This is a genomic window from Streptomyces sp. NPDC051576, from assembly GCF_040681835.1.
Taxonomy (GTDB): domain Bacteria; phylum Actinomycetota; class Actinomycetes; order Streptomycetales; family Streptomycetaceae; genus Streptomyces.
Genome location: NZ_JBFAZO010000004.1, coordinates 189,893 through 213,928 on the forward strand (window position 1 = coordinate 189,893; position 24,036 = coordinate 213,928).

General features: G+C 68.6%; 24 protein-coding genes and 1 pseudogene. 13 read left to right on the forward strand and 12 right to left on the reverse strand.

Annotated elements, in window-relative coordinates:
• Positions 1–100: 100 nt before the first annotated feature.
• Positions 101–598 (forward strand): MarR family transcriptional regulator TamR, encoded by a 498-nt coding sequence (gene tamR / locus AB0M63_RS14485; RefSeq protein WP_019066624.1) that lies wholly within the window; start codon positions 101–103, stop codon positions 596–598.
• Here the strand turns inward: tamR and AB0M63_RS14490 are convergent.
• A complete protein-coding gene (locus AB0M63_RS14490; protein WP_043684893.1) occupies positions 557–1,324 on the reverse strand; it encodes a response regulator transcription factor in 768 nt (255 codons plus the stop codon). The two genes, tamR and AB0M63_RS14490, sit on opposite strands and share 42 nt — an antisense overlap.
• A gap of 261 nt (positions 1,325–1,585) precedes the next feature.
• Here AB0M63_RS14490 and AB0M63_RS14495 point away from each other — a divergent pair, with 261 nt between their 5' ends.
• The 3 genes from AB0M63_RS14495 to AB0M63_RS14505 all read left to right on the forward strand — a co-directional run bounded on the left by AB0M63_RS14495 (position 1,586) and on the right by AB0M63_RS14505 (position 4,349).
• Entirely contained in the window at positions 1,586–2,041 is a 456-nt protein-coding gene (locus tag AB0M63_RS14495; RefSeq protein WP_366019590.1) for a GNAT family N-acetyltransferase, read from the forward strand.
• A gap of 72 nt (positions 2,042–2,113) precedes the next feature.
• Positions 2,114–3,022, forward strand: a complete 909-nt coding sequence (locus AB0M63_RS14500) for a sulfotransferase (RefSeq protein ID WP_366019591.1) — start codon at positions 2,114–2,116, stop codon at positions 3,020–3,022.
• A 73-nt stretch (positions 3,023–3,095) separates the two neighbouring features.
• The gene (locus tag AB0M63_RS14505) at positions 3,096–4,349 is read left to right on the forward strand and encodes an MFS transporter (RefSeq protein WP_366019592.1); all 1,254 of its coding nucleotides are present in this window, start codon (positions 3,096–3,098) and stop codon (positions 4,347–4,349) included.
• Positions 4,350–4,432: 83 nt separating this feature from the next.
• Here AB0M63_RS14505 and galK read toward each other — a convergent pair whose 3' ends face one another.
• The 3 genes from galK to galT are packed head-to-tail and all read right to left on the reverse strand — an operon-like array spanning position 4,433 to position 7,608.
• Complete coding sequence (gene galK, locus AB0M63_RS14510; RefSeq protein ID WP_366019593.1) at positions 4,433–5,575, reverse strand: galactokinase; 1,143 nt, start codon at positions 5,573–5,575, stop codon at positions 4,433–4,435.
• Between the two features lie 9 nt (positions 5,576–5,584).
• Positions 5,585–6,550 (reverse strand): UDP-glucose 4-epimerase GalE, encoded by a 966-nt coding sequence (gene galE / locus AB0M63_RS14515; protein WP_355908257.1) that lies wholly within the window; start codon positions 6,548–6,550, stop codon positions 5,585–5,587.
• A complete protein-coding gene (gene galT / locus AB0M63_RS14520) occupies positions 6,550–7,608 on the reverse strand; it encodes a galactose-1-phosphate uridylyltransferase (protein ID WP_355908253.1) in 1,059 nt (352 codons plus the stop codon). The genes galE and galT overlap by 1 nt, the downstream gene beginning before the upstream one ends.
• Positions 7,609–7,748: 140 nt before the next feature.
• Between galT and AB0M63_RS14525 the strand changes: the two genes are divergently transcribed.
• Positions 7,749–9,437, forward strand: a complete 1,689-nt coding sequence (locus AB0M63_RS14525; RefSeq protein ID WP_355908250.1) for a sodium:solute symporter family protein — start codon at positions 7,749–7,751, stop codon at positions 9,435–9,437.
• A gap of 21 nt (positions 9,438–9,458) precedes the next feature.
• Positions 9,459–9,806, forward strand: coding sequence for a hypothetical protein (locus AB0M63_RS14530; RefSeq protein WP_355908247.1), 348 nt, complete (start codon positions 9,459–9,461; stop codon positions 9,804–9,806).
• Between the two features lie 26 nt (positions 9,807–9,832).
• Here AB0M63_RS14530 and AB0M63_RS14535 read toward each other — a convergent pair whose 3' ends face one another.
• A complete protein-coding gene (locus tag AB0M63_RS14535) occupies positions 9,833–10,237 on the reverse strand; it encodes a DUF4437 domain-containing protein (protein ID WP_366019594.1) in 405 nt (134 codons plus the stop codon).
• Positions 10,238–10,355: 118 nt separating this feature from the next.
• Between AB0M63_RS14535 and AB0M63_RS14540 the strand changes: the two genes are divergently transcribed.
• Together AB0M63_RS14540 and AB0M63_RS14545 are read left to right on the forward strand one after the other, a co-directional pair.
• Positions 10,356–11,321 carry a LysR family transcriptional regulator gene (locus AB0M63_RS14540; RefSeq protein ID WP_366019595.1) on the forward strand — a complete coding sequence of 322 codons (966 nt, stop codon included), beginning with the start codon at positions 10,356–10,358 and terminating at the stop codon, positions 11,319–11,321.
• 172 nt (positions 11,322–11,493) lie between these two features.
• Complete coding sequence (locus AB0M63_RS14545; RefSeq protein ID WP_366019597.1) at positions 11,494–12,225, forward strand: DUF6082 family protein; 732 nt, start codon at positions 11,494–11,496, stop codon at positions 12,223–12,225.
• A gap of 27 nt (positions 12,226–12,252) precedes the next feature.
• On the opposite strand, the pseudogene AB0M63_RS14550 reads toward AB0M63_RS14545, so the two are convergent.
• Positions 12,253–12,477, reverse strand: a pseudogene (locus tag AB0M63_RS14550) (hypothetical protein); the annotation flags it as partial.
• Between the two features lie 59 nt (positions 12,478–12,536).
• Positions 12,537–13,397: an SDR family oxidoreductase gene (locus AB0M63_RS14555; protein WP_366019598.1), complete on the reverse strand. Its 861-nt coding sequence runs from the start codon at positions 13,395–13,397 to the stop codon at positions 12,537–12,539.
• A gap of 89 nt (positions 13,398–13,486) precedes the next feature.
• On the opposite strand from AB0M63_RS14555, the gene AB0M63_RS14560 reads away from it, so the two are divergent.
• Positions 13,487–14,218: a TetR/AcrR family transcriptional regulator gene (locus tag AB0M63_RS14560; protein ID WP_366019599.1), complete on the forward strand. Its 732-nt coding sequence runs from the start codon at positions 13,487–13,489 to the stop codon at positions 14,216–14,218.
• On the opposite strand, the gene AB0M63_RS14565 is transcribed toward AB0M63_RS14560, so the two are convergent.
• Positions 14,215–14,631 (reverse strand): ATP-binding protein, encoded by a 417-nt coding sequence (locus AB0M63_RS14565; protein WP_366019600.1) that lies wholly within the window; start codon positions 14,629–14,631, stop codon positions 14,215–14,217. The two genes, AB0M63_RS14560 and AB0M63_RS14565, sit on opposite strands and share 4 nt — an antisense overlap.
• Before the next feature lie 221 nt (positions 14,632–14,852).
• Here AB0M63_RS14565 and AB0M63_RS14570 point away from each other — a divergent pair, with 221 nt between their 5' ends.
• Both AB0M63_RS14570 and AB0M63_RS14575 read left to right on the forward strand, forming a co-directional pair.
• The gene (locus AB0M63_RS14570) at positions 14,853–15,704 is read left to right on the forward strand and encodes a helix-turn-helix transcriptional regulator (RefSeq protein ID WP_366019601.1); all 852 of its coding nucleotides are present in this window, start codon (positions 14,853–14,855) and stop codon (positions 15,702–15,704) included.
• A gap of 9 nt (positions 15,705–15,713) precedes the next feature.
• Positions 15,714–15,989 (forward strand): DUF397 domain-containing protein, encoded by a 276-nt coding sequence (locus AB0M63_RS14575; protein ID WP_366019602.1) that lies wholly within the window; start codon positions 15,714–15,716, stop codon positions 15,987–15,989.
• A gap of 18 nt (positions 15,990–16,007) precedes the next feature.
• Here the strand turns inward: AB0M63_RS14575 and AB0M63_RS14580 are convergent, their stop codons facing one another.
• On the reverse strand, positions 16,008–17,375 hold the full coding sequence (locus AB0M63_RS14580) for a hypothetical protein (protein ID WP_366019932.1): 1,368 nt from the start codon (positions 17,373–17,375) through the stop codon (positions 16,008–16,010).
• An 897-nt stretch (positions 17,376–18,272) separates the two neighbouring features.
• Between AB0M63_RS14580 and AB0M63_RS14585 the strand changes: the two genes are divergently transcribed.
• Both AB0M63_RS14585 and AB0M63_RS14590 read left to right on the forward strand, forming a co-directional pair.
• Complete coding sequence (locus AB0M63_RS14585) at positions 18,273–18,785, forward strand: hypothetical protein (protein ID WP_366019603.1); 513 nt, start codon at positions 18,273–18,275, stop codon at positions 18,783–18,785.
• 84 nt (positions 18,786–18,869) lie between these two features.
• Positions 18,870–19,544 (forward strand): methyltransferase domain-containing protein, encoded by a 675-nt coding sequence (locus AB0M63_RS14590; RefSeq protein WP_366019604.1) that lies wholly within the window; start codon positions 18,870–18,872, stop codon positions 19,542–19,544.
• Between the two features lie 12 nt (positions 19,545–19,556).
• Here AB0M63_RS14590 and AB0M63_RS14595 read toward each other — a convergent pair whose 3' ends face one another.
• From AB0M63_RS14595 to AB0M63_RS14605, 3 genes are all read right to left on the reverse strand, one after another.
• Positions 19,557–20,249 (reverse strand): response regulator transcription factor, encoded by a 693-nt coding sequence (locus tag AB0M63_RS14595; protein WP_355908220.1) that lies wholly within the window; start codon positions 20,247–20,249, stop codon positions 19,557–19,559.
• Positions 20,250–20,451: 202 nt separating this feature from the next.
• Positions 20,452–22,194, reverse strand: coding sequence for a PQQ-binding-like beta-propeller repeat protein (locus AB0M63_RS14600; protein ID WP_366019605.1), 1,743 nt, complete (start codon positions 22,192–22,194; stop codon positions 20,452–20,454).
• Between the two features lie 45 nt (positions 22,195–22,239).
• Positions 22,240–23,919, reverse strand: coding sequence for a PQQ-binding-like beta-propeller repeat protein (locus AB0M63_RS14605; RefSeq protein ID WP_366019606.1), 1,680 nt, complete (start codon positions 23,917–23,919; stop codon positions 22,240–22,242).
• Positions 23,920–24,036: the final 117 nt, after the last annotated feature.

Consider the following 24,036-nt stretch of genomic DNA (forward strand, 5'->3'; position numbering starts at 1 on the left):
TACACCTTCCCGCCCCAACTCTCTTGATGTCAAGAGACTTGGAATCGAGCTAGTTGATATCAAGAGACTTCATGTCGACACAACCACTACACTGATCGTCATGGAGGACGAGGTCGATCGGCTTGTCGCAGCGTGGCGCCGGGAGCGCCCGGACCTCGACGTGGAGCCACTTGAGGTGCTCAGCCGGGTGAGCAGGCTGGCCCGGCATCTGGACCGGGCCCGCCGGCTGGCGTTCGCCGAGCACAGCCTGGAGCCCTGGGAGTTCGACGTGCTGACGGCGCTCAGGCGCGCGGGCAGCCCTTATCAGCTCTCCCCCGGCCAGTTGCTGACGCAGACCCTGGTCACCTCCGGCACGATGACGAACCGTATCGACCGGCTGGCGAAGAAGGGTCTGGTCGAGCGGCTCCCCGACCCCAGCGACCGCCGGGGCGTGCTGGTCCGGCTCACCGAGGAGGGCCAGGACCGCGCGGACCAGGCCCTGGCCGGCCTGCTGGCCCAGGAGCGCGCGATCCTCGCGGAGCTCTCCCGCGCCCAGCGGGGCGAACTGGCGGGACTGCTACGCCAGTTGACCGCCCCGTTCGACAACATCCCCGGCTAGGTCGACGGGGCCGACCCCCGCGCGGCGGGCCAGCGCGACCGCCGCGAGGGTGGAGTGGACGCCCAGCTTGCCGAGGACGTTCTGCATATGCGTCCGGACGGTGTGCGGGGAGAGGAACAGCCGCTCGGCGACCGCCTTCCGCCCCAGACCGGCCACCATGCAGCGCAGTACTTCGCGCTCCCTCGGCGTGAGGGACTCCACCAGGCGCTCGCTCTCGGTGCGGTGCTTGCGGGCGGCCGTCAGCTCACGCAGGACTCCGGTCAACAGGGCGGGTGGCAGGTGCGTCTCGTCGCGCAGCACCCCTCGGATGACGGTTAAAAGCCTGGACAGCGAGCAGTCCTTGGCGACCCAGCCGGACGCACCGGCCTGGAGGGCCAGCGCGGCCCGGCGCGGATCGTCCTTCTCGGCGAGTACGACCATCCGTACGCTCGGCTGGGCGGAACGGACCCCGGCGACCAGGGAGATCCCGTCCACCAGCCCGTCCTCATTGCCCGCCTGCACCGGCACGGCGGGCCGGACGCCCGGCACATTGCCGCCCAGGTCGGCGTCCACGAGCAGGACGTCGAATCTGCGGCCCTCGGCGGACGCGCGCTCCATGCAGCGCAGCGCGGCGGGACCACTGCCGGCCGCGGACACGTCGACATCGGGCTCGGCCGCCAGTGCCGCGGCGAGCGACTCGGCGAAGATGCGATGGTCGTCGACGACCAGGACTCGGATGCGAACCACGAAACCCCCTTCCCCAGGCTCCTGGTGGAGCAGGGGATACCTCATCGTCGGGAGACGAAGCGATGATTGCGGGTACGACGCCCGGGAGCGGCCTGCGCCGCACGGCCGCCGCCGTGCTGACACTGCTACCCCCACATCGGGCGTCGTACCCGACTTGTCTCGCCCCCTGATCAGCACCGGCCCCCACCGGTGCTGTTCACAGCGTACGGCCGGGGCGCGGCAGCGGAAGCTAATTTGCAGAACTGACTGTCCGGCCCGTTTATGGTGAGCCGCATGTTTCGTATTGAGACGGAAGTCGACAAAGAGCGACGCGATCTGCTCCGCTCCCGGCTGCTCGAAACCAACACGGCCGCGTCGCCGGTCCTTCGCGCGCTGCGCGGAACCCCTCGCGAACGTGAAGTTCCGCTTCACGTCTGGGCGTTGGACACCGCCGGCGACCTCGCGGGCGGAGCCGTCTGCCACACCTGGGCGGACTGGCTCCACGTGACATATCTCTGGGTGGACGGCCGCCATCGGGGGGCGGGCCTCGGGAGCCGACTGCTGGCCACCGCCGAGCGCGTCGCACGCGAGGAACGCGCCTGTGCGGCGGTCCGGCTGGAGACCTGGGACTTCCAGGCGCCGGAGTTCTACCAGAAGCAGGGCTACGACGTGGTGTGCGTGATCGCGGACTATCCGCCGGGGCTCACCGAATACACCCTGACCAAGAACCTGGGGTGAACGAACAGCGACATCGGAGGGGTGAAAAATACGCTCAGCCCAGTCTCATACTCCCCCCTTACCGTGCCCGCCATGAGCATGCTGCGGAAGCTGAACTCCAAGCTCGCCGAGACGACCGGCTACCAGATACGCCGGGTGCCGACGCCGCCCTCGGCCACGACGGTGGGCTCCCTCGGGGCCGTGCCCTCCCCGCGCGGTTCGCGCCCCGCGCGCCCCGACGCCGTACCCGAGCCGACGACGGTGGACCCGGCCGTCGACCGGCTGCTGGACCGACCGGTGTTCATCCTGACCTCGGTGCGTTCCGGGTCGACGCTGCTGCGCATGATGCTGGGGGCGCACTCCCGGCTGCACGCCGCGCATGAACTCCATCTGACCGGTATCGAGGTCTACTTCAAGTCGGGCACCCCCACGGAACGCTCGCTGCGCACCCTGGGCCTGGGCCACGAGGAACTGGAGGGCCTGCTCTGGGACCGCGCCCTGCACCGTGAACTGGTCAAGTCCGGCAAGCAGTTCATCGTGGAGAAGACCCCCGGCAACGCCTTCCAGTGGCAGCGCATCGCCGAGACCTGGCCCGACGCCCGGTTCGTGTTCCTGCGCAGACACCCGGGCGCGGTGGCCCGCTCCTGGCACGAGGCCGTACCGGACCGCACCCGCGAGGAGGCGGCGGAGCGGGTCCTCAAGTACATGGAGTCCATGGAGGAGGCCCATGCCGAGGTCGGCGGCCACATCCTGCGCTACGAGGACCTCACCGCCGATCCGGCCACCGAACTCGGCGGCATCTGCGACTACTTGGGCCTGCCCTACGAACCCGGAATGCTGGACTACGGCAGCAGCCTGGAGGGCGCCGTCCTGGGCGGCGGCTTCGGCGACTGGAACGAAAAGATCCGCTCGGGCCGCGTCCAGCCGGACCGGCCGGCACCGGAGCTGGAGGAGATCTCGGAGGTGCTGCGACCGATGTGCCGAGCGTGGGGTTACCTCTGAGCCCTCATCGCTGAGTCAATGAAGTGGCCGGTTGCCGACGGGCGTTGACGTGCGCCCTCTACAGTCCATGGCCGTGACCATCACTTCAGCGCAGGGCGCCGGAAAGTCATCGCTGTGGCGTGAGCGGCCGTTCGTGCTGCTCGCCTCCGCCCGTACCGTGTCCGTACTCGGCAACGGCTTCGCCCGAGTGGCCCTCGCCTTCGCGGTGTTGGCGCTGCCCGGCGCCGGTCCGGGCCGGCTGTCGCTCGTGCTGGCCTGCCAGGCGTTGCCGCAGTTGGCGCTGGTCCTGGTGGGCGGGGTCATCGCGGACCGGATGTCACGCGCCCGGCTGATGGCGCTGGCGGATCTGCTGGGGGCCGGGGCGTACACGGGTCTGGCCGTGATGGTGCTGAGCGGACACGCGCCGCTGCCCCTGATGTGCCTGCTGGCAGCGTTGGCCGGTACCGCGACGGCCCTGTTCGGACCGGCGATGGACGGCATGGTGCCACTGGTCGTCCCCGCGAACCGCATCCAACGGGCCAACGGCCTGCTGCGGGTGAGCACGAACAGCGCGAGTCTGCTGGGTCTGGCGCTCTCCGGTGTGACGGTGGCACTGCTCGGCGCCGGCTGGGCGCTGGCCGTGAACGCCGCGTCCTTCGTCGTCAGCGCGGCCCTGACCGCCCGCCTCCCGGTCGCGGCACGTCCGCCGAAGAAGTCCTCCGGCTGGGCCGATCTCCGGGAAGGCTGGCGGGAGTTCGCGTCCCGCCAGTGGCTGTGGGTCGTCGTGGCGCAGTGGTCGGTCGTGGTGGCGGCGCTCAACGCGAACGCCGGAGTCCTGGGCCCCCTGACCGCCGACCGCTACCTCGGCGGCGCCCGCGCCTGGTCACTCATCGTCGGCGCACAGGCCCTGGGCACGATCGCCGGCGCGGGCCTGGCCTCCCGGGTCCGGGTCCGCCGCCCGATCCTGGTGGCGGTCCTCGCCACGTTCCCAACGGCGGCACCGATCGCCCTCCTCGCCGTACGGGCCCCCGTCTGGCTGATCGCCACCGCGATGTTCACGGCCGGAGTCTCCAGCGACGTCTTCGGCGTCCTGTGGTCCACCACGGTCCACCGGGAGATCCCGGAGGAGTCCCTCTCCCGAGTCAGCTCCTACGACTGGTTCGGCTCCCTGACCTTCGCCCCACTGGGCCTGCTGATCGCGGGCCCGCTGGCTTCGACCGTGGGCCTGGGGCGGACCCTCGCGGGGTGCGCGGGGCTGGTGGTGGTGGCTACGGGGGCGGCGTTGCTGGCACCGGGGGTACGGAACCTGCGCGGCGGAGGGGAGGGCGAGGCGGTCTTGGCTTCCTGAGGTCCTGGCCGCATGACGATCTGCCGGCCGGCACGCGGGACGCCCCGGTCACCCCGAGGCGTCGTAGCACCATGACCGACCGTTCAGACCACCCGCCGCGCCCCCGCCGAAGGCACCCCCGGAAACACCCGGGGCGCGGTGTAACCCGCTGCCGCGAAGGCCTCCTCGATCGCCTTCGTGACCGTGTCCGTGTCCGCCGCCTCCACCAACACGACCGCCGAGCCGCCGAAGCCGCCGCCCGTCATACGCGCGCCGAGCGCGCCCGCGCCGACCGCGGTGTCGACCACGAGGTCCAACTCCGGGCAGGAGATGCGCAGATCGTCGCGGAGGGAGATGTGACCCTCGGTCAGGATCGGGCCGATCGCGCGGACCTCGCCCGCGTCCAGCAGGGCGATGACCTGGTCGACGCGGTGGTCGTCGGAGACGACGTGGCGGACGTAGCGCTGGAGGCGTTCGTCCGAGAGGCGGGACAGGGAGGAGGCAAGTTCCTCGTAGGCCACGTCCCGCAGGAACGGGACGCCCAGTTGGCGCGCGCCCTCCTCGCAGCCTTCCCGGCGTTCCGCGTACTCGCCGTCGCCGAGGGCGTGCTTCACGCGACTGTCGACGACAAGGAGCGACAGGCCCTCCGACGCCAGGTCGAACGGGATCTGACGGATCGACAGGTCTCGGCAGTCCAGGTGGAGGGCGTGGCCCTCCTCGGCGCAGGCCGAGGCCGTCTGGTCCATGATGCCGCAGGGGACGCCGACGAAGTCGTTCTCCGCGCGCTGCGAGAGCCTCGCCAACTCCGGTGCCGTGAGGCCCAGTTCGAAGAGGTCGTTCAGGGCGAAGGCCGTGACCACCTCAAGCGCCGCCGAGGACGACAGGCCCGCGCCCGTCGGGACGGTGGAGGAGAGGTGGATGTCCGCGCCTGTCACCTCGTGGCCCGCCTCGCGCAGTACCCACACCACGCCCGCCGGGTACGCGGCCCAGCTCGTGTTGGTGCGCGGGGCGAGGTCCGCCACGTGCAGTTCCACGACCGGGCCCTCGATGTCCGCCGAGTGGATCCGGAGGATTCCGTCGTCCCGGCGGGACACCGCCGCCACCGCCGTGTGCGGCAGCGCGAGCGGCATCACGAAGCCCTCGTTGAAGTCGGTGTACTCGCCGATCAGGTTGACCCGGCCCGGCGCGGCCCAGACACCCTCGGGAGCCGTCCCGTACAGCTCCTCGAAGCCCTCGCGTACACCCACGTGCGATCCCTAGCCCTTCGATACGTTCTGCGCGAACGCCCACGCGTCCGCGACGATGCCCGCGAGATCCGCGCGGGACGGGTTCCAGCCGAGGCGCTCCTTGGCCAGGTCCGCGGAGGCGACCAGGCTCGCCGGGTCGCCGCCGCGGCGCGGGGCGACGACCTCGGGGATCGGGTGCCCGGTGACCTGGCGGACCGTCTCGATCACCTGGCGGACGGAGAAGCCCTCTCCGTTGCCGAGGTTGCAGATCAGGTGCTCGCCCGGGGTGGCCGCCTTCAGCGCCAGCAGGTGCGCGTCGGCCAGGTCCGCGACGTGGATGTAGTCACGGACGCAGGTGCCGTCCGGCGTCGGGTAGTCGTCGCCGTAGACGGAGATCGCGTCCCGCCTGCCCTGCGCGACCTGGAGGACGAGCGGGATGAGGTGCGACTCGGGGTCGTGCCGCTCGCCGCAACTGCCGTACGCGCCCGCGACGTTGAAGTAACGGAGCGAGACCGCGCCGAGGCCGTGGGCCTGCGCCTCACTCGTGATCATGAAGTCGACGGACAGCTTGGAGGCGCCGTAGGGGTTGGTCGGGGAGGTGCGCGCGGTCTCGACGATCGGGACCTCCTCCGGCTCGCCGTACGTGGCCGCCGTGGAGGAGAAGACGAGCTTGCGGACGCCGGCCTCGCGCATCGCGGCGAGCAGGGCCATCGAGCCGCCGACGTTGTTCTCCCAGTACTTCTCGGGCTTCACGACCGACTCGCCGACCTGCGAGAACGCGGCGAAGTGGAGCACGGCGTCGTACGAGGAGTCGAGCCACTTGGCAGCGTCGCGGATGTCGCCCTCGATGAAGGTGGCGCCCGCCGGGACGCCCTCGCGGAAACCGGTGGAGAGGTTGTCGAGTACGACGACCTCGTGGCCCGCCTCCAGCAGATGCTGGGCGACCACGCTGCCGACGTAACCCGCCCCGCCCGTCACCAGGTACTTACCGCTCATCAACTCGCTACCTCTCGCAGTCGCTCGGCCGCGCGCTCCGGCGGCACGTCGTTGATGAACACACTCATGCCGGACTCGGAACCCGCGAGGAACTTCAGCTTGCCGGAAGTGCGGCGGATGGTGAAAAGCTCAAGGTGGAGCGCGAAGTCGTCGCGGCTCACACCCTCGAACTCCTCCAGCGTGCCGAACGGCGCCTGGTGCCAGGCGGAGATGTACGGAGTCGGAGGCTCACCCTCACCGAAGATCCGGTCGAAGCGCCTCAAGAGTTCCAGATAGACCTTGGGGAACTCTGTGCGGGCCGCCTCGTCCAGACCGAGCAGATCGGGCACGCGGCGCTTCGGGTACAGGTGGACCTCGTAGGGCCAGTGCGCCGAGTACGGCACGAAGGCGACCCAGTGTTCACCCTCAAGGACGACCCGCTCGCCGGCGAGTTCACGCTCAAGGACCGAGTCGAAGAGGTTCTCACCGCCGGTCGCCTCCTTATGAGTTGCGAGAGAACGCAACATCAGGGCGGTGCGCGGGGTGGTGAACGGGTAGGCGTAGATCTGGCCGTGGGGATGACCGAGGGTCACACCGATCTCTTCGCCGCGGTTCTCGAAACAGAAGACCTGCTCGACGGAGGGTAGATGCGACAGTTCCGACGTGCGGTCGGTCCACGCGTCGAGGACGAGGGCCGCCTGCTCCTCGGTCAGCGCGGCGAAGGACGCGTCGTGGTCGGAGGTGAAGCAGACCACCTCACAGCGTCCGGAGTCGCCGGCCAGCGAGGGGAAACGGTTCTCGAACACGACGACGTCGTACGACGAGTCCGGGATCTCGCTCAGCCGGTCGCCGGTGGTCGGGCAGAGCGGGCACTGGTCCACCGGCGGGTGGTAGATGCGGCCCTGGCGGTGCGAGGCGATCGCCACCGAGTCGCCGAGCAGCACGTCCCGCCGTACCTCCGAAGTGGTGACCGTGCGCTCCAGCGGGCGACGGTCCACCGCGTCGCGCACGGCGTCGTCCCGCAGGTCGTAGTAGATGAGCTCACGACCGTCGGCCAACCGGGTCGAGGTCTTCTTCACGCCGGGCTCTCCATCCGTACGTACATCCTCGCTTCACACAGAACCAAACACATCAAACCACAATTCCCCCCAGTCGTCACCATCAAGAACGAACAAAAAACAACATCAAACAGAGAACATCCGAACAAGGTGAGCGCTTGATGCAGACTCTGCAGACCCCCACCTACCTCGCCGCCGAGCTCCGGCTCCCCACCAACGGGCTCGACTACACGATCCTGGCGATCTACTTCGCCGTCGTCCTGGGCATCGGCTTCGCCGCCCGCAGATCGGTGAAGACCAGCCTCGACTTCTTCCTCTCCGGGCGCTCACTGCCCGCCTGGATCACCGGCCTCGCCTTCATCTCGGCCAACCTGGCCGCCACCGAGATCCTGGGCATGGCCGCCAACAGCGCGCAGTACGGCGCCTACACCGTGCACTGGTACTGGATCGGCGCCATCCCGGCCATGGTCTTCCTCGGCCTGGTGATGATGCCCTTCTACTACGGCTCGAAGGTGCGCTCGGTCCCCGAGTTCCTGCTGCTGCGCTTCGACAAGTGGGCACACCTGCTGAGTTCGATCCTGTTCGCCTTCGCCGCGATCCTGATCGCCGGTGTGAACCTCTACGCCCTCGCGATCGTCGTCGAGGCGCTGCTGGGCTGGCCGCAGTGGGTGGCGATCGTGGTCGCCGGCGCCTTCGTGCTCGCCTACATCACGCTCGGCGGCCTCTCCTCCGCCATCTACAACGAAGTGCTCCAGTTCTTCGTGATCCTCGCGGCCCTCATCCCCATCTCCTACCTCGGCCTGAAGAAGGTCGGCGGCTGGGACGGCCTGACCCACAAGCTGGACGCGACCCACGGCCACAACTTCACCACCGCGTGGGGCGGCACCGGCATCGGCAGCGTCAACCCGCTCGGCGCCAACTGGCTGACCATCGTCCTGGGCCTCGGCTTCGTCCTGTCCTTCGGCTACTGGACGACGAACTTCGCCGAGGTGCAGCGCGCCCTCTCCGCGAAGAACCTCTCGGCCGCCCAGCGCACCCCGCTGATCGCCGCGTACCCGAAGGTCTTCATCGTCTTCCTGGTGATGATCCCGGGCCTGGTGGCCGCCGCCCTGGTCCCGAAGATCGGCACCAGCGGCTCGGACCTCCAATACAACGACGCGATCCCCTACCTGATGCAGGAGCTGCTGCCCAACGGCGTCCTGGGCATCGCGGTAACAGGCCTATTGGCCGCATTCATGGCGGGCATGGCGGCCAACGTCTCGTCCTTCAACACGGTGTTCACCAACGACATCTGGGCGAAGTACGTCGTCACGGACCGCGAGGACGACTACTACGTCCGCTTCGGCCGCCTGATCACGGTCATCGGCGTGGCGGCGTCGGTCGGCACGGCCTTCCTGGCCTCGTCCTTCTCGAACATCATGAGCTACCTCCAGACGTTGTTCTCCTTCTTCAACGTCCCGATGTTCGTCGTCTTCATCGTCGGCATGTTCTGGAAGAGGGCCACCCCGAAGTCCGGCTTCTGGGGCCTGCTCGCGGGCACGGTCACCGCGATGGTGAACTACTTCTGGATCTACAAGCAGGGCATCATCGACATCCCCTCCGACCAGGGCGCCAACTTCGTCTCCGCGATCGCCGGCTTCGTCGCCGGCGCGGTCGTCATGTTCGCCGTCTCCCTGTTCACCCGGCCCAAGCCGACCGAGGACCTCCAGGGCCTGGTCTACGGCACCACCTCCCCCGGCATGACCGAGGCCCCCGCCGAGGGCGACGACGCGTGGTACCGGCGTCCGGCCCTGCTCGGCTGGGGCTCGGTGGTCCTCGCCGCCGTCTGCTACATCCCGTTCTCGTTCTAGCCGCGGGAGGATTGAGAAACCATGCCTGAAAACCCCGGACACCCCGGACACCCCGACCACTCCGGACACTCAGGGCGCGACGTCCAGCGCGAGGTCAGCGAACTGGAGGGCAAGTCCACGACGGCGTCCCGCCTGTTCGACCTCCGCCTGATCATCGGCGGGCTCTTCGTCGTCTACGGCGTCATCGTCACGATCGCCGGCATCAACCCGTCGGACTCCTCGCTCGACAAGTCCGAGGGCGTGAACATCAACCTGTGGACCGGGATCGCGATGCTGATCCTGGGGGTCTTCTTCCTGGGGTGGGTGAAGCTGCGGCCCACGCCGCCGCTCCCGACCACCGAGCCGGAGGAGACGCCGACGGGGGAGTAACCGCCTTGCGTGGGGCCCGAGTTCGCTCAGGCCCCACGCGGGCCTGAATCGTGACTCGGCTTTTCAATGAAGTCGGACTTGCCGAGTTGATGGATGTAGATAATGCAGTCTTCAGGCCCAAGGAACTTTTCGTTGTGGAACTGCCAGGCCGGCTGAAAAACATACGACCCCGGTGTCAGTTCCTTCGGGGCGCTGTCGTCGCCTTCGACTGTGTGGATCCACGTCCCCTGCACCAACACCGCGTGGTAGTCCGTCGCGTGAGTGTGCGTGCCCGCCTCGAACCCGCCGCCCGGCTGCTTCAGCAGCATGCCGAACGGACCCTTTTCGGCGTCGCCCCACAAGACCGAGAACTGAACGGGTGAGCCGGGATGCATATCCTCCCACTTGAGGTCGGCGGTCGGCACGGTGATCTCTTGCTCGGCTTTCTCCATTTGCCTCACCCCTTCATCAAGTTGACCGTCACGGCCTTACGGTGCCACTCTGGAGAAATAAGCACAACTTAGTTGTTCTTATTCAATAGCTAAGCGCTATTTACTGAAGAGGCACCTCGTGATCGACGTTCGAAAGCTTCGGATGCTCGCCGAACTTCAGCGGCTCGGCACGATCGCCGCCGTGGCCGGCGAACTCCACCTGACCGCTCCCGGCGTCTCCATGCAGCTCGCCGCGTTCGAGAAGGAACTCGGCATCCAGATCACGCAGCGCCAAGGGCGCCGCGTGGTCCTCACCCCAGCCGGCCGCGTCCTCGCCGCACACGGGCACGACATTCTCGACCGCGTCTCCCTCGCCGAGCTCGAAGTGGCCGCGCTGCGCGCCGGAACCATCGGGCACTACGCCGTGACGGCTTTCCCCTCCGCCGCCCGGACCTTCGTCGCCGACGCCTGCCGCAGCATCGTCCACGGCGACGACCCGGCGCTTGAGGTCCATCTGACAACGTCCGAGCCCGAAGCGGCTCTCGACGCCCTCTCCCGCGGCACCACCGACCTCGCCGTGATCCACTCGTACTCGAACGTGCCCCGGGACATCACGCGCGACCTCGCGACCCGCGCGATCGGCACCGAGCCCGTCCGGCTGGCCACCGGAACCCTCGGACAGCCGACCGACGCAGGCCCCTCCACTCGCCTGGAGGACTACGCCGACTGCCCGTGGATCGTCCCGACCGAGGGCTACACCTGCTTCGACATGGTCGAACGCGCCTGCGGGCTGGCCGGGTTCCGCCCCCGCATCGTCGCGCAGTCGATGGACTTCTCCGTTCAGCTCGAACTCGTCGCCGCGGGTCTCGGCGTCGCCCTGATCCCCGACCTGGCCGTCGAGACCATCCCGGAAGGAGTGACACTCCTCAGGCCCACCACCCCGATCGAACGCCACATCTTCCTCGCGGCCCGCGCGCCCCGCTACTCCGACCCGGGCATCCGGAACCTCGCCGAGATCATGGAGAAATCGGCGGCAGCGCGACTCCAAGTCCGACAGGGTCGAACAGGCCATCCCCACCAGCCGGAACAAGATGTTCCCAGATGAAAGCCCGGCAGTTGTCACTCGCCCGGTCGGCGACGGTGAGCTCGTGCGGGCGGGCAATGGCCACCTCGGCAACTGCACGTAGGCTGCCCCTGGCTCGGCCTAGTCACTGGGGCAGGCTCGCCTGGGGGTGATTCGCCTGATAGTTCGTCATTGGTCGTCGAGTGCGGCGTCCGTGGCCCGCCGGGTGGGCAGAGTTCTGGGCCTGGTCGCCGCTGCGGCGGCGGTGCTGGCGGTGCTGTTCTTGTCGCCTTTCGCCCTTGAGGAGATCTCCGGCTCCAAGAGCGTGGACTGGAACAGGCTGAGTCAGGTCGGCGCGGCGTACGGCTTCACGTCGGCGATCGTCTCTGCCCTCGCGTTGGCCGGCGTCGCCGCTTCGCTGTTCGTTCAGAACCGGCAGGCCAGGGCAGAGCAGGTTCAGGGGATTCGCAGCTTCTACCTTGAGCTGGTTCGCCTGGAACTTGACGACATGGAGCTCTACCAGCCCGTCTGGGGTGCCACGGACATCGTCGATCCCCATGAGCGGAAGCGGCATGTGTATGCCGATCTCCTGATGAACTATGCGTGGATGGGCTTCGAGATCGGGACCATTCCCGAGCCGCTTCTGCGGGACATGCTGACCGGGATGTTCGCCGGGGAGTCCGGACGGCACTACTGGAGCAGGGCCCAGACCTCGTGGATCGCCAGTTCGGCCGGGAGCCGTGCCGGTCGCCGTTTCCTGGCCCTCGTAGGTGAGGAACACGCCCGAGCGGTTGCTGCCGGACCCCCGACGCGCTCGACCGTCACACCCGGTCCGCCTGGCGCGCCCGCCGCGGGATCGGCCCCCGCATGGCGGACCTTGGCCGGCGCCCTGGTTGGCCTGGGGACCGGCCTGGCGCTCGGATCATTTCTGCGCAGTCGCCGCTGAGGGCCGTCCCGGTCACGGCTTGGACGATCACGCTGCGACTGGCGTGACTACGGACAGCTCCGTTCTCCGCGTTGAGCGGGCCGCACCGAGGTCACACCACACGCACTTGCCCCGGTGGCCGTTTCTGGTCATGGGCTGCCAACCCCAGCAGTCGGCGCGGGCCTTGACGAAGGCGAGCCCCCGGCCCTTCTCCAGGTTCACGGCGAGGTGCTCCAACTGCCATGGCGGGTCCGGGGGTTCGAGGTTCGCGTCCCGCGGGGTTGTTGACGCGGCGCCGGGATGTGATCGTTCGTAGCGTCGGGTGACTGGACCTATTCGGCCCAGGCGCGCTCCAGTTGGGTGCGGAAGGTGGCCGGCTTCCGCCCGATCAGCTCGGCCAGCGTCGAGTCGACGCTGGCGAACTCACCTATCCGTGCTGCCGCGAAGATGCTCAGCATCAGGTCGGCGATCGGGGTGGGGACGCCGTGCGCCAGGACCTGTTCGCGGAAGGCGTCGTCGGGAACGACGGTGCGGGTGAAGGACCGTCCGGTGACCTGGGACGCGATCTCGGCGACGGTGTCGAAGTCGAGCGCGGCCGGGCCGGTGAGCGGCGGGGTGGGCCCCTCGAAGCGGGCCTCCTCGGCGAGGATCAACGCGGTGGCCTCGGCGAGGTCGTCATGGCCGGTCCAGGCGACGGGGCCGTCGGCGGGGAGGGCGATGTCGCCCGTGTGGCGGGCGGCCTCCAGGAACTGCACAGCGCTGGCGGCGTAGAAGCCGTTGCGCAGGGCGGTCCAGGGCAGGCCGGTGGCGCGCAGCAGGTCCTCGGTCTCGGCGTGGTCGCGGCATGCCTGGAAGCGGGAGTCGTGGGCGGCGCCCATCTGGCTGGTGTAGAGGATGCGGCGGACGCCGGCCTTCACGGCGGCGTCAATGGCGGCGCGGTGGCCGCTGACGCACTCCTGGCCCGTGCGGTCGAGGGAGACGAGGAGCAGTTGCTCGGCGCCCTCGAAAGCGTGCACGAGGGAGGCGGGATCGTCGAAGCTGCCCTGCCGGACGCGGACGCCGCGGTCGGCGAGGCCCTGGGCCTTGCGGGGGTCGCGGACGCTGACGCCGACGCGGTCGGCGGGGACGCGCCTCAGGAGGCACTCGACGGTACGACGGCCGAGCTTCCCGGTGGCTCCGGTAACGATGATCATTGGGTTCTCCCGACACTGTTTCCACTGGAATCACTTCAACGTTATCACTGGAATTTCCGATGGAAACAGATCCCCGATATCATCGATTCATGGCTCTGCGAGACTCAACCGACAGTCCTCGGCAACGCATCGTCGAGGCGGCCGTCGAGCTGCTGGAGAACGGCGGCCCTGACGCGGTGAGCACCCGGGCGGTCGCCGCCGCGGCCGGAATGCAGCCGCCGGCGATCTACCGCCTCTTCGGCGACAAGGAGGGGCTCCTCGAAGCCGTCGCCGAGCACGGCTACGCGCAGTTCCTGGAGCGAAAGCGCGCGCAGCTCGACCCCTCCCCCCAGGACCCGGTGCAGGAGCTGCGCCGCGGCTGGGACATGGTGGTCGAGTTCGGGGTCTGCCGCCCCGAGTTGTTCGCGGTGATGAACCGGGCCACCGGCCGGGGCTCGGACGCGGCACACCGCGCGGGCTTGGAGATCCTCCATGGACGGGTGCGTCGGCTGGCGGCCGGGGGGTGGTTGCGGGTCGACGAGGAGCTTGCCGCCCAGATCATCCAGGCAACCGGCCAGGGCGCGGTCACGACCTGGCACTCCACCCCCGCAGACCGCCGCGATCCGGCGTTGTTGACCGTCCTGCGCGAGTCCATGGTCGCGGCCGTCACTCACGCGGAGCCGGCGATCCCCGCCGCGGAGCCCGGCCCCGCCGCCGCGGCCCGCGCGCTGCGCGCCGCCCTCCCCGACGACGCCGATGTCCTGAGCGAGGCCGAGCAGCGCCTGCTGCGCGAGTGGCTCACGCGGTTGGCGGCTGACGGTGGCGCCGCCAGGCACGGCTAGGCCGCGCCGAGGTCACACCACACGTACTTGCCCCGGTGGCCGTTCCTGGCCAGGGGCTGCCAGCCCCAGAGGTCGGCGCAGGCTTTGACAAGCGCGAGGCCCCGGCCCTCCTCTAGATCCTCGGCGATGTGCTCCAACTGCCTTGGCGGGTCCGGGGGTTCGGGGTTCGCGTCCCAGGCACCGAGCCGGAGGACTCCGTCGGTCCACTGGACGCGGAGGGCGGTGGGTCCCTTGGTGTGGCGCAACGCGTTGGAGACCAGCTCGGTGGCCAGGAGTTCAGCGGTGTCTACCACACCGATGAGGCCGTGCATCGTCAGGATCAGCCGGAGGGTACGGCGACAGACCGTGACGGCGCGGAGGTCCTGGGGGACGTACAGCATGTATTCCCAGGGTGTGGTTTCCGTTTCGGGCATGCGTGAACTCCGTTCTGGGGGTAGGGAGTTGGGCTTTTGCGGTGGCAGTGCCGCAGCCGTCATGGCAGGACGGGGCGGTGCGCTTCCGGGGGCCCGGGTTTCGCAGGGTGTGCGTCGCATCACTGACGGTAGGTCTGAAAGTTGCGACCGCGCAAGTCGTTCCCGTAATCTCGCACCCGAACGGGGCACCCCGGACGGCGAGTTGGACGACGGAGCTGCACATGGCAACACGGCGACACCCCACGGCACGCCAGATGCGCCTGGGCGCCGAGCTGCGCAGGCTGCGGGACGCGGCTGGGCTGAAGGCCACCGAAGCGGCGACCCTGCTCGGGGTGAACTCCACCCAGATGAGCCAGATCGAGTCCGGGGTCGCGGGCGTGAGCGAAGAACGCGCACGGCGCCTGGCCGCCAACTACGCCTGTTCGGACGGCGAGTTGATCGACGCCCTGGTAGCAATGGCCACCGATCGGACCCGGGGCTGGTGGGAGGAGTACCGCGGGGTTCTTCCCGCTGCGTACCTGGACCTCGCCGAGTTGGATCACAACGCGACGTTCCGTCATGACGTGGCGGTCATCCACGTGCCGGGGTTGTTCCAGACCGAGGAATACGCCCGCGCCCTCTTCACCTACATGAACCCGGAGTTCCCGGAGAGCGAGGTGACGCGCCGGGTGAGTCACAGGATGAAGCGGAAGGTCATCATCGAGGGTCCGGACCCCATCCCGTACGAGACCGTGATCCACGAAGCGGCGCTACGTATCGGAGTGGCCGGACGCGTCGCCTTCCGGACTCAGTTGAACCGCATCCTCGACATGTCCGAGGGCCATCACATCACCGTGCGGGTGATCCCCTTCGGCCTGGACGACTTCGCCGGCGCCGGAGGCGCGATGGTGTACCTGGGTGGAGCCGTACCCCGCCTCGACACCGTGGTGCGCGACGCCCCACACGGCACAGCCTTCATCGACTCCGAGGCCCAACTGGAGCATTTTCGAAAGCTCTTCCGTAGGCTGAAGGAAGCGTCGCTCACCCCCGAGCGGTCACGCGACCTCATCCACAGGCTGGCCAAGGAACTGTGAGGAACCGCCATGACCACCCCCGCCAACTGGCAGAAGTCGTCCTTCTCCGGCGGGGGTGAGGGCAACGACTGCGTCGAACTCGCCTCCACCTGGCAGAAGTCGTCCTTCTCTGGGGGCGCCGACAGCAACAACTGCATCGAACTAGCCACCACTCCCCCCACCACCCTCCACCTCCGCGAAAGCGAAACCCCCACCACCACCCTCACCACCACCCCCGCAGCCCTCGCCGCCCTCCTCCAAGGCATACGCTCAGGAAAGCTGGCCACCGACCCCGTCGAGAGGTAACGCCGAGCGGAACACCGTTCAGGCGGCTGCCTTCTGGCGAGCAAGCTCCCGCGCTCGCTCGTTCAGCTCCCGAACCTTCGGGTTGGTCCGGTATCGGGCGATGCTCCGCCGCATGGTGCCGAAGTGCTCGTCGGCGCGGGCGGAGGAGAGCTGTTCGTAGTCGTCGAGGAACACGTGCCAGGTGGCGCACGCCGCTTCGAGGTGACCGATTTCAAGCTGACGTTGCGCCAGGAGGCCGTTCGCGTGAGCATTGCCCTGCTTCTCCATGGGGGGCCGCGCACGGTTGGAAGCCTTCATCGCCTCGATCGATCCGGGGACGTCACCGAGGGCGTACAGCACGCTCGACACGTGGAACTCGTAGGCGGCCCGGTCGTAACCACCAATGGCATCACGGCGGTTGTCCGCTTGGGAGAGGGCGGCTTCGGTTTCCCGAAGCCTCGTGTGGGCCTGTCGCCGGTCGCCCACCAGGGCGGCTCCGTGTGCTTGCTGCCCGCGTAGGAAGGCCTGAAGCCTCGGGCCGGACTGCGGGGCGGCTCCCGCTGCCGAGTCGGCGAGTTCGAGTGCCTTGTTCGCGTGCTTCAGGTTGGCGGCCTGAAGGGCCATTCCTCGCAGTGTGCGGCAGTAGGTGACTTCGTCGCCGCCCGCTTTGGCGAGTCCGAGGGCCTGGCGGTAGTACCGCTGCCCCAGCCCATGGGCCTTCTCGTACATGGCCATCCAGCCGGTCAGGTACACGAGATCGGATGCGGCGGCTCGCATGTCGTTCTTGACAGTCTCGGAGCCGTCTGCCCGGAGGTAGGAGGAGACCGAGTTGACGATAAAGGCGGCCGCCATCGGCCTGGCGTGCGCTCCGCCCAACTCGTCGAGGATGTCGGCGATCTTGTCCGTCATGCTGCGGACCACGGCCACATCTCCGGGGCCGATCCGGACGGTTCGGCCTGCGGCCTGATGCTCCAGCCGGTCCAGTGTCTCGTCGGCATCGTCGAAGCGCGGTACAGCGAGCGTTGCCGAGTAGAGCGCGGTCGTGAGAACCGCTCGGCGCGATGGGTCCATGTCTGCCCTTCCGGTATCGACCAGACCCTCAATAGAGATCAGCGCGTGTTCAGGCGCAACCTCCGATCCGGACAGGATCGGCGAAGCCCCAAGTCCCGCTTCCTCGTGGGTGATCGGGCGGCCGATGCGTCGTGCGAGAGCTTCGACGACGGCCGGCCGGACGGGCTTGCGGGGCATCGCTCCGTTCAGCCAGTGCTTCACTGCCGACTCGTCGTAGCTGAGCAGTAGACCACGCTCGGCGCCAACACGGTTGACGTTCAAGGCCAGTTGCTTGTACGTCCACCTGGCTTCGTCGAGAAGCTGGGCAAGACCCTCGTTCGGCTCTCGGTTCGGCAGGTCACCACTCCCGCGAAGTCCGATATTCAAGTCGTTCAAGTTCTTGGACCTCCTTAACGGTACCGCTGAGCGCGTTCCCTTGGTTGCTTAGAGCGACAGGTCAGCGAGAGGTGAACCCATGCAAGCCGAACAGCAGAAGCGGGGAGAGAGATATGCGGGCCCCGTCGTGGTCACGGTCGAGATGGGCGAATGGCGCGGCTTCGTGCACCACGCCCCGGCCTGGTGGCCGAGAACCTGGGTGACGCCAAGTCGCGCTGTGGTCGAACGCGTTGACCAGGCCCTCCGCAAGTTGCTGGCAGCATGAGCGCGCCAGGAATCGCTTCTACCGCCCCGGCCGTGCTGGTGTCCGGACTTGAACCTGCCGCGGTCGAGGGGTGCGACGTGTGCGGAGCCCTGGTGGCGCAGCGCGAAGCGGCTCGGAGGGTCACGAATGCGGCGAAGGTCAAGAGGTCGAACGACGAGATCGCGCGTCACCCGCATGTGGGCGCATCGGAGACCGGAGCGCGAGCGTGACCGCTCCGGGCGTTATGGATCCCCAACGACAATCCACGCAGGGGCGCTTGAGGCTAAGCCCGCTCACCCCGGTACGCACCCCGCCCCTGCGTTACATCCTGAACGAGATGGGTGACCTGTGCGGCCCGTGCGCGGGTTGGCGCCGAGTCTGGTGCCCTCACTGTTGCGGCTTCGCAGGATGCGCCGGCTGCGCCTACCTGAACAAGGTTCCTTGCCCGTCATGCGCGGGTGGCAGTGCCGAGCCGATCAGGTGGTGAAGTCGATCATCGCCCTTGCCGTCACCGGCGGCATCTGAGCCCCCGCCCCGACAGGTTCGAGAACCCTTGGACAGGTCGCCTGCCGGGGCGGGTTCCACCCCCACAACAAGGAAGGGGTAAGTCCAGTATGACCGTCACACTCGAAGCCCCGAGCGGTACGACCCACCGCGACCCGCGGGCACTGCTGAACGCGGCAGCACCGTACGTCACCGAGAAGACGTACAACATCTTCGAGGCCCCCGGAGCGCAGGGCATCGACCTGTGGGAGCGCGAGGTTCGCCTCTTGCTCCGTGACAGCGTCGCCGTGCGCAGCCTCGCGGAGCGCATCCTGGGTCAGTCCGTGGCGTATCTGATCACAGCCATGGAGAACCCCGGAGTGGACATCGGACCGGGCTACACGGTCGACATCGGGATTCACCAGATCATCCTCGACACCCCCGTCTACTTCGCGTTCTGCGCGTTGTACAACGGCGGGAAGTACAAGCATCACGCTCCGCTCGTCGAGCGCCGACGGGACGGCACAGTGATGCGTACGGCCGACGTCATCGCGCAGCACGGTTTCGAAATCGACGCCGAGCTGTGGGAGGTCGACGCGGCGGAGTGCGGGCCGTGCGACGACAAGGTGCCCGACAGCCACTGACCAACCGACAGGGTGCCCCGCCTCAAGCCACTCCCCCGAGGGGCGGGGCGCCCACCCGCTCAACTCACCTTTAAGGAAAGCAAGTTGACCGCGCAGCACAACGCAGAGCACAACTTCGACAACGAGCGCGCCGTATGGGACACCTACGCACAGTCGGCATGGAAAAACCTCGCCGCCGAAGGACCCTCGTTCCGCTGGACCCAGTACAAGGACCACGGCCCAGGGCCAGAACTCCTCGGTGAACCGGAGTCCGCTCTGGAGATCGGATGCGGGACCGGCCGCGCACTCGCTTCCCTCGCTCAGGCGGGCGTCAAGGTCCGTGGGCTCGACATGTCTCCCGTGATGGTGGCGAAGGCGTCCGAGCGGTGGGGGTCGCTAGGGGCCGAGTTCGTCTGCGGGGAAGTGCTCGACTTTCTGGAGCGGGACGCCCGCGGCTACGACGCCGTGTACTCGATCTTCGGTGCCGCCTGGTTCAGCGACCCCACGAAGCTCTTCCCCCTAGTCCGCCAACGGCTCAACCCCGGCGGCGTCTTCGCCTTCTCCCAACCACCGGCCATCCCCGGGGCATACGGCCCGCAGGGCATGTACAAGGGTGGCTTCGCCGGACCGGCTACGTACACCTACCGCTACAGCTACACACCCGCGATGTGGCGGGAGCACCTCCTCTCAGCGGGCTTCGAAGAAGCCGTATCCCGAGTCCATGAAGCTCCCGAGCCCGGTCACATCGGAACCCTGATCGTGCGCGCCGTAGCCTCGTAGGGCCCCGCGCCGCTACGCGTCCAGCCCCGCCGAGTTGTTCACCGGCCCCGCCCGATCCAGCAGCCCCGTCCGCGCCGCCAGCGCCGCCGCCTCCAGCCTCGACCCCACCCCCAGCTTCATCAGCACTCGCTGGACATGGGTGCGCGCCGTGGACGGGGCTATGCCCATACCTGCCGCGATCAGCCGGGTGTCCTCGCCGTCGGCTACGCGGACCAGTACCTCGACCTCCCTCGGCGTGAGCATCTGCAGCAGGCGTTGGCCCTCGTCGTCGGGCTGGGCGGCCGGATTGAGCAGCTCGCTGAAGGCTCCTTGCAGCAACTGCGGTGCCACCGCCGCCTCGCCCGACCTCGCCTTCATGATCGCTCGCTCTACGCCCTCGATGCGCTCGTCGTGGCGGACGTAGCCCGAGGCGCCCGCGGCGAAGGCGGCCGCGATGCCTCGGGGGCTGGGGACCGGGCCCAGGACCAGGACCGCCACCTGCGGGCGCTCGCGCTTGATCTTCACCACCGGGTCGAAGATGCCCGGTTCGGCCGGTGTCGCCGTGCCCAGCAGGCACACCTCCGGTGCGCGGGTGATCACCAGCTCCGCCGCGCCCGCGGCCGGCGCCGCCGCCGCGAGCACGCGGTGTCCCCGCAGCTTCAGCGCCGAGGCCAAGGCCTCGGCCAGCAGGCGGTGGTCGTCGACCACCATCAGCCGCACTCCCATCGAGCAACCCCCCAGTCCCCCCAATGGATGCCCACTATGGGTGCCCACCGGTCCCCGAGAACAGAGGGCCCCCAGCACCCCCGTCCTTCATGCCCCCGGAAGCTACACGCTTGTTCGACGTTGCGCTGCCCCTACCGGTGAGAAGTGCCCCGGATCGACGGACTTTTTCGCATTCCTCGCTTTCGAGGGTGTTGGGAGTGGTTCAGCCGGAGGTGCCGAAGGCGATCGCCAGGTCCTTGTCGTCGGTGGAGGACGACGAGGGCTTGTCCGCGTAGACCGCCGACATGTACAGGTGGCCCTGCGAGTAGAGGATCTCCGCGTAGTCCGGCAGGAAGCTGGTCTCCATGTCCCGTACCGTCTCCGTGCCCGGGTTCTCCAACAGGGTGGTCGCCTTGAAGGAGTTGCCGTCGATGCTGACGATCTGGCCGCCCTTGTCGTAGGGCGGGGACTTGTACGCCAGCAGGTTGTCGCCGTCCATGCGCAGGGGGGTGATCGTGTAGCCGTCGCCCGCGTCGGCTCGCTGGCCGGTCTGCTTGCCGGTGGCGAGGTCGAAGGCGACGATCTCGTTGGTCTGGCTGTAGGAGTCGCCGGAGCCGTCGTGTTCCTCGGTCGGGACGTACAACCGGTCGTTCCCTACGGCGAGTTCGGTGCAGTACTCGACGCGGGTGATGCCGTCGCAGCGGGCCGCGTACTGCTTGCCGGGCGCCGAGATGTGGGCGCGCAGCGAGCCCGTCTTGTTGTCGATGGAGAAGAAGTCGGAGATGCCGGAGCCGTCGCCCGCGCTGTCGCCGACGTCCGCCGCGACGACCAGCGGGTCGGTCGATACGATGCTCGCGTACTCGATGCCCTGGGCCATCTTGTAGTCCGAGATCACCTTCCCGGAGACCGGGTCGATGGTCTGGATGTGGAGCACGGGCGAGTCGTACGTCCCGCAGCGGCGCACCGCGACCAGCTTCGCGCCGCCGCCGTAGCCCGCGTCGTAGCAGTCGCCGGTCTTCGGGCTCCACAGGACCTTGCCGGTGGTGATGTCGAAGGCGGCGCCGCCGTCGGTGCTGCCCACGGCGACCGTGTTCGCGCTGACGGTGACGTTCTCGAAACTGATCGCCTGGTCACCGGAGTTGGCGGTCTTCGTCCACAGCTTGGTGCCCGCGTTCAGGTCGATCGCGGCGATCTGGCTGCAACCGTGCGAGGGCTTCTCCTTGGTCGGCATGGCGGGCTCGTAGAGGATCGCCGTCCTGCCGTCGGTGGTGGTGTTCTTCGTGGCCTGGCACACCGGGCCGGGGAGCTTGATCGTCCACAGCTTGGTGCCCTTGTCGCGGTCGTAGCCGTCGATCTCGGCGCTGCCGCTCTTGGCGTACACCTTGTCGGTGAGCCAGGAGCCCGAGGTCACCATGGTGTCGCTGACCTTGGGCATCGGGACCTGGAAGAGGACCTTGGAGGCGGTGTCGGCGGGCACCTTCTCCTTGCCGTCGGAGGTGGTGCCGCCCGTCCCGCCCTTGCTGTCCGTGGGCGTGGAGTCGGCGGTGTTCTTCTTGTCGTCGTTCTTGCCGGAGGAGGACGAGTACCAGATGCCGCCGCCCACGATCAGCGCGATCGCCACCACGGCGGCAGTGATGATCACCGCGGTCGCCCCGAACTTCCGTCCGCCGCCGCCCGGTTGGCCCGGCTGCGGGTGCAGGGGCACGGTCGGCTGGCCCGGGTAGCCGTAACCGGGCTGCTGCGGATAGCCGTAGACAGGCGGCTGTTGGGCGTACGGGTTGGGCTGCTGGCCGGGGTAGCCGTAGCCCGGCTGCTGGGGTGGAGGCGGGGGCGGCGCCTGCGGGTAGCCGTAGCCCGGCGGGGGCGGCGGCTGCTGCGGGGGCTGGTCCTGGGGCGGGCCGAAACCGGGCTGCTGCGGGGGTTGGTTCGGGGGCTGGTTCGGTGGGGGCGGGGGCGGCTGGGTCATGACGAGTACCTCAACAGGAGCGGTGGGGACGGGGAGAAGTCGGTCTCAGTTGCCGTAGGCGAGCATCAACTTCTCCTTCGTGTCGTCATTGCCGTTCAGCCGGGTCGACGAGATGTAGAAGCGTCCGTCGACGTAGTCGATGTCCCGGGAGTAGAAGCTCGACTCGATCTGCGCGGTGCCGGCGGGCATTTGGAGCAGCTTTGTCGTGGGGTGCGAGGAGCCGGTCGTCGGTACGGTCACGACCTGGCCGCCCGAGTCGTAGCCGGCCCCGACATAGGCGAGGAGCTTGCCGCCCTCGACCCTGATCGGCACCATCGACTCGTCCACGGGGGACTTGACGCGCCACTTCTCCTTGCCGGTGGCCAGGTCGATCGCGACGATCTGGTTGGCGCCGGTCGTCGCCTCGGTCGGCAGGTACAGGGTGCTCGCGTCGACCGCGACACTCTCGCAGCCCTGGAGGTCCTGGTCGAGGATGCTCAGACCGCAGCCGGGCGCGAAGGCGGCCTTGCTGTCGACCTGCGAGCGGACGGTGCCGTCGTCCTTCAGCGTGGAGATGTTCCAGTGCTTGTCGTCCGAGTCGGTCAGGTAGAGGACGACCGGGTCGACGGAGAACGCGTGCGACACCGACCAGCCCTTGGGGATCGACTTGGTCCACTTGGCCTTGCCGGTCGCCGGGTCCAGCTCCTGTACCTCGTCGTGCTCGTTGGACGTGCTCGCCCCGCAGGACGAGACCACGATCAGCTTGGTGCCGCCCGCGAACGCGGACGGGAAGCAGGCCGAGCCGTACTTCTTCTTCTCGTAGAGCTTCTTGCCGCTGTCGAGGTCGTAGGCGATCCCGGACTCGGAGCGGCCCACCATCAGCGTCTTGCCGGTGATGGACAGTCCCACGGAGATCGCGCTGTCGAACAGGGCGCCGTCCGGGACGGTCCCGCTCCAGCCCTTCGCGCCGGTGTTCAGGTCGATCTGCTGGAGCTGGTTGCACTTGGCGTTGTCGCTGACACCGCTCTCGTACGCCACGACGATCTTGTCGTCGGCCGACTTCTGCGGGGTGACCGCGCAGATCTTCTGCGGGAAGGTGATCGTGGCCCAGGTCGGTTTGCCGTCAGCGACGTCGTAGGCGACGAGTTCCTTGTACGCGGCCTTCACCGCCGCCTTGTCGGTGATCCACATGCCGGGGGCGTCGGCGCCGGAACCGGGCGCGTCCGGCGCCTCCTTGTACCAGAGCACCTTCGCCTCGCCGGACTTGCGGCCCTCGTTGAGGTCCTCGGAGCCCTGGGCGCCGTCGCCGCTGCCGTCACCGGGGTTGGCGGGGTCGTCGGTGGCGGCGGTGGAGGGGGTGGGGCTGTCGCTCTGCTGTGCCACCGGCTTCTTGTCGTCGCCGCCGCTCGTGACCGCCCACACCGTGCCGCCCACGACCAGCAGGCCCGCGACCGCTGCCGCGATCAGGAGGGCGGGCTTGCCCTTGAAGGGGCCTTTGCCCGGGGGCGGGGCCGGGGTGAACTGCGGGGGTGGGGGCGGCGGGTAGCCGTAGCCGCCGTAGGGAGTCTGGGGCTGCTGGCCGTAGGGGCCGGGCTGCCCGCCGTACGGTCCCGGCTGCTGCTGCGGGTAGCCGTAACCCGGCGTCGGGGGGACCGGCGGTCCGAAGCCGCCCGATGGTGGCTGTGGCGGCTGGTTCGGCGGCGCTCCGTAACCACCGGACGGCGGCTGGTCGGGCGGCTGAGTCATCAGCGGCTCCCCCTCGTTCACTGATTTTTAGCCACGCCCCGAGGTTCTCGAAGGACCCGGAGTCGTATTCAGACAGTTCTCAGACGGCTCTTTCTATCACTGAGCTGTCCATGAACA

Excerpts from the sequence above, each read along its gene's own strand:
- AB0M63_RS14530 (WP_355908247.1), top strand. The coding sequence starts at position 9,459 with ATGCCTGAAAACCCCGGACACCCCGGACACCCCGACCACTCCGGACAC.
- AB0M63_RS14585 (WP_366019603.1), top strand. The coding sequence starts at position 18,273 with ATGACCGTCACACTCGAAGCCCCGAGCGGTACGACCCACCGCGACCCG.
- AB0M63_RS14600 (WP_366019605.1), bottom strand. The coding sequence starts at position 22,194 with ATGACCCAGCCGCCCCCGCCCCCACCGAACCAGCCCCCGAACCAACCC.
- AB0M63_RS14575 (WP_366019602.1), top strand. The coding sequence starts at position 15,714 with ATGACCACCCCCGCCAACTGGCAGAAGTCGTCCTTCTCCGGCGGGGGT.
- tamR (WP_019066624.1), top strand. The coding sequence starts at position 101 with ATGGAGGACGAGGTCGATCGGCTTGTCGCAGCGTGGCGCCGGGAGCGC.
- galE (WP_355908257.1), bottom strand. The coding sequence starts at position 6,550 with ATGAGCGGTAAGTACCTGGTGACGGGCGGGGCGGGTTACGTCGGCAGC.
- AB0M63_RS14500 (WP_366019591.1), top strand. The coding sequence starts at position 2,114 with ATGAGCATGCTGCGGAAGCTGAACTCCAAGCTCGCCGAGACGACCGGC.
- AB0M63_RS14605 (WP_366019606.1), bottom strand. The coding sequence starts at position 23,919 with ATGACTCAGCCGCCCGACCAGCCGCCGTCCGGTGGTTACGGAGCGCCG.
- AB0M63_RS14565 (WP_366019600.1), bottom strand. The coding sequence starts at position 14,631 with ATGCCCGAAACGGAAACCACACCCTGGGAATACATGCTGTACGTCCCC.
- AB0M63_RS14495 (WP_366019590.1), top strand. The coding sequence starts at position 1,586 with ATGGTGAGCCGCATGTTTCGTATTGAGACGGAAGTCGACAAAGAGCGA.
- AB0M63_RS14595 (WP_355908220.1), bottom strand. The coding sequence starts at position 20,249 with ATGGGAGTGCGGCTGATGGTGGTCGACGACCACCGCCTGCTGGCCGAG.
- AB0M63_RS14525 (WP_355908250.1), top strand. The coding sequence starts at position 7,749 with ATGCAGACTCTGCAGACCCCCACCTACCTCGCCGCCGAGCTCCGGCTC.
- AB0M63_RS14560 (WP_366019599.1), top strand. The coding sequence starts at position 13,487 with ATGGCTCTGCGAGACTCAACCGACAGTCCTCGGCAACGCATCGTCGAG.
- AB0M63_RS14555 (WP_366019598.1), bottom strand. The coding sequence starts at position 13,397 with ATGATCATCGTTACCGGAGCCACCGGGAAGCTCGGCCGTCGTACCGTC.
- AB0M63_RS14570 (WP_366019601.1), top strand. The coding sequence starts at position 14,853 with ATGGCAACACGGCGACACCCCACGGCACGCCAGATGCGCCTGGGCGCC.
- AB0M63_RS14535 (WP_366019594.1), bottom strand. The coding sequence starts at position 10,237 with ATGGAGAAAGCCGAGCAAGAGATCACCGTGCCGACCGCCGACCTCAAG.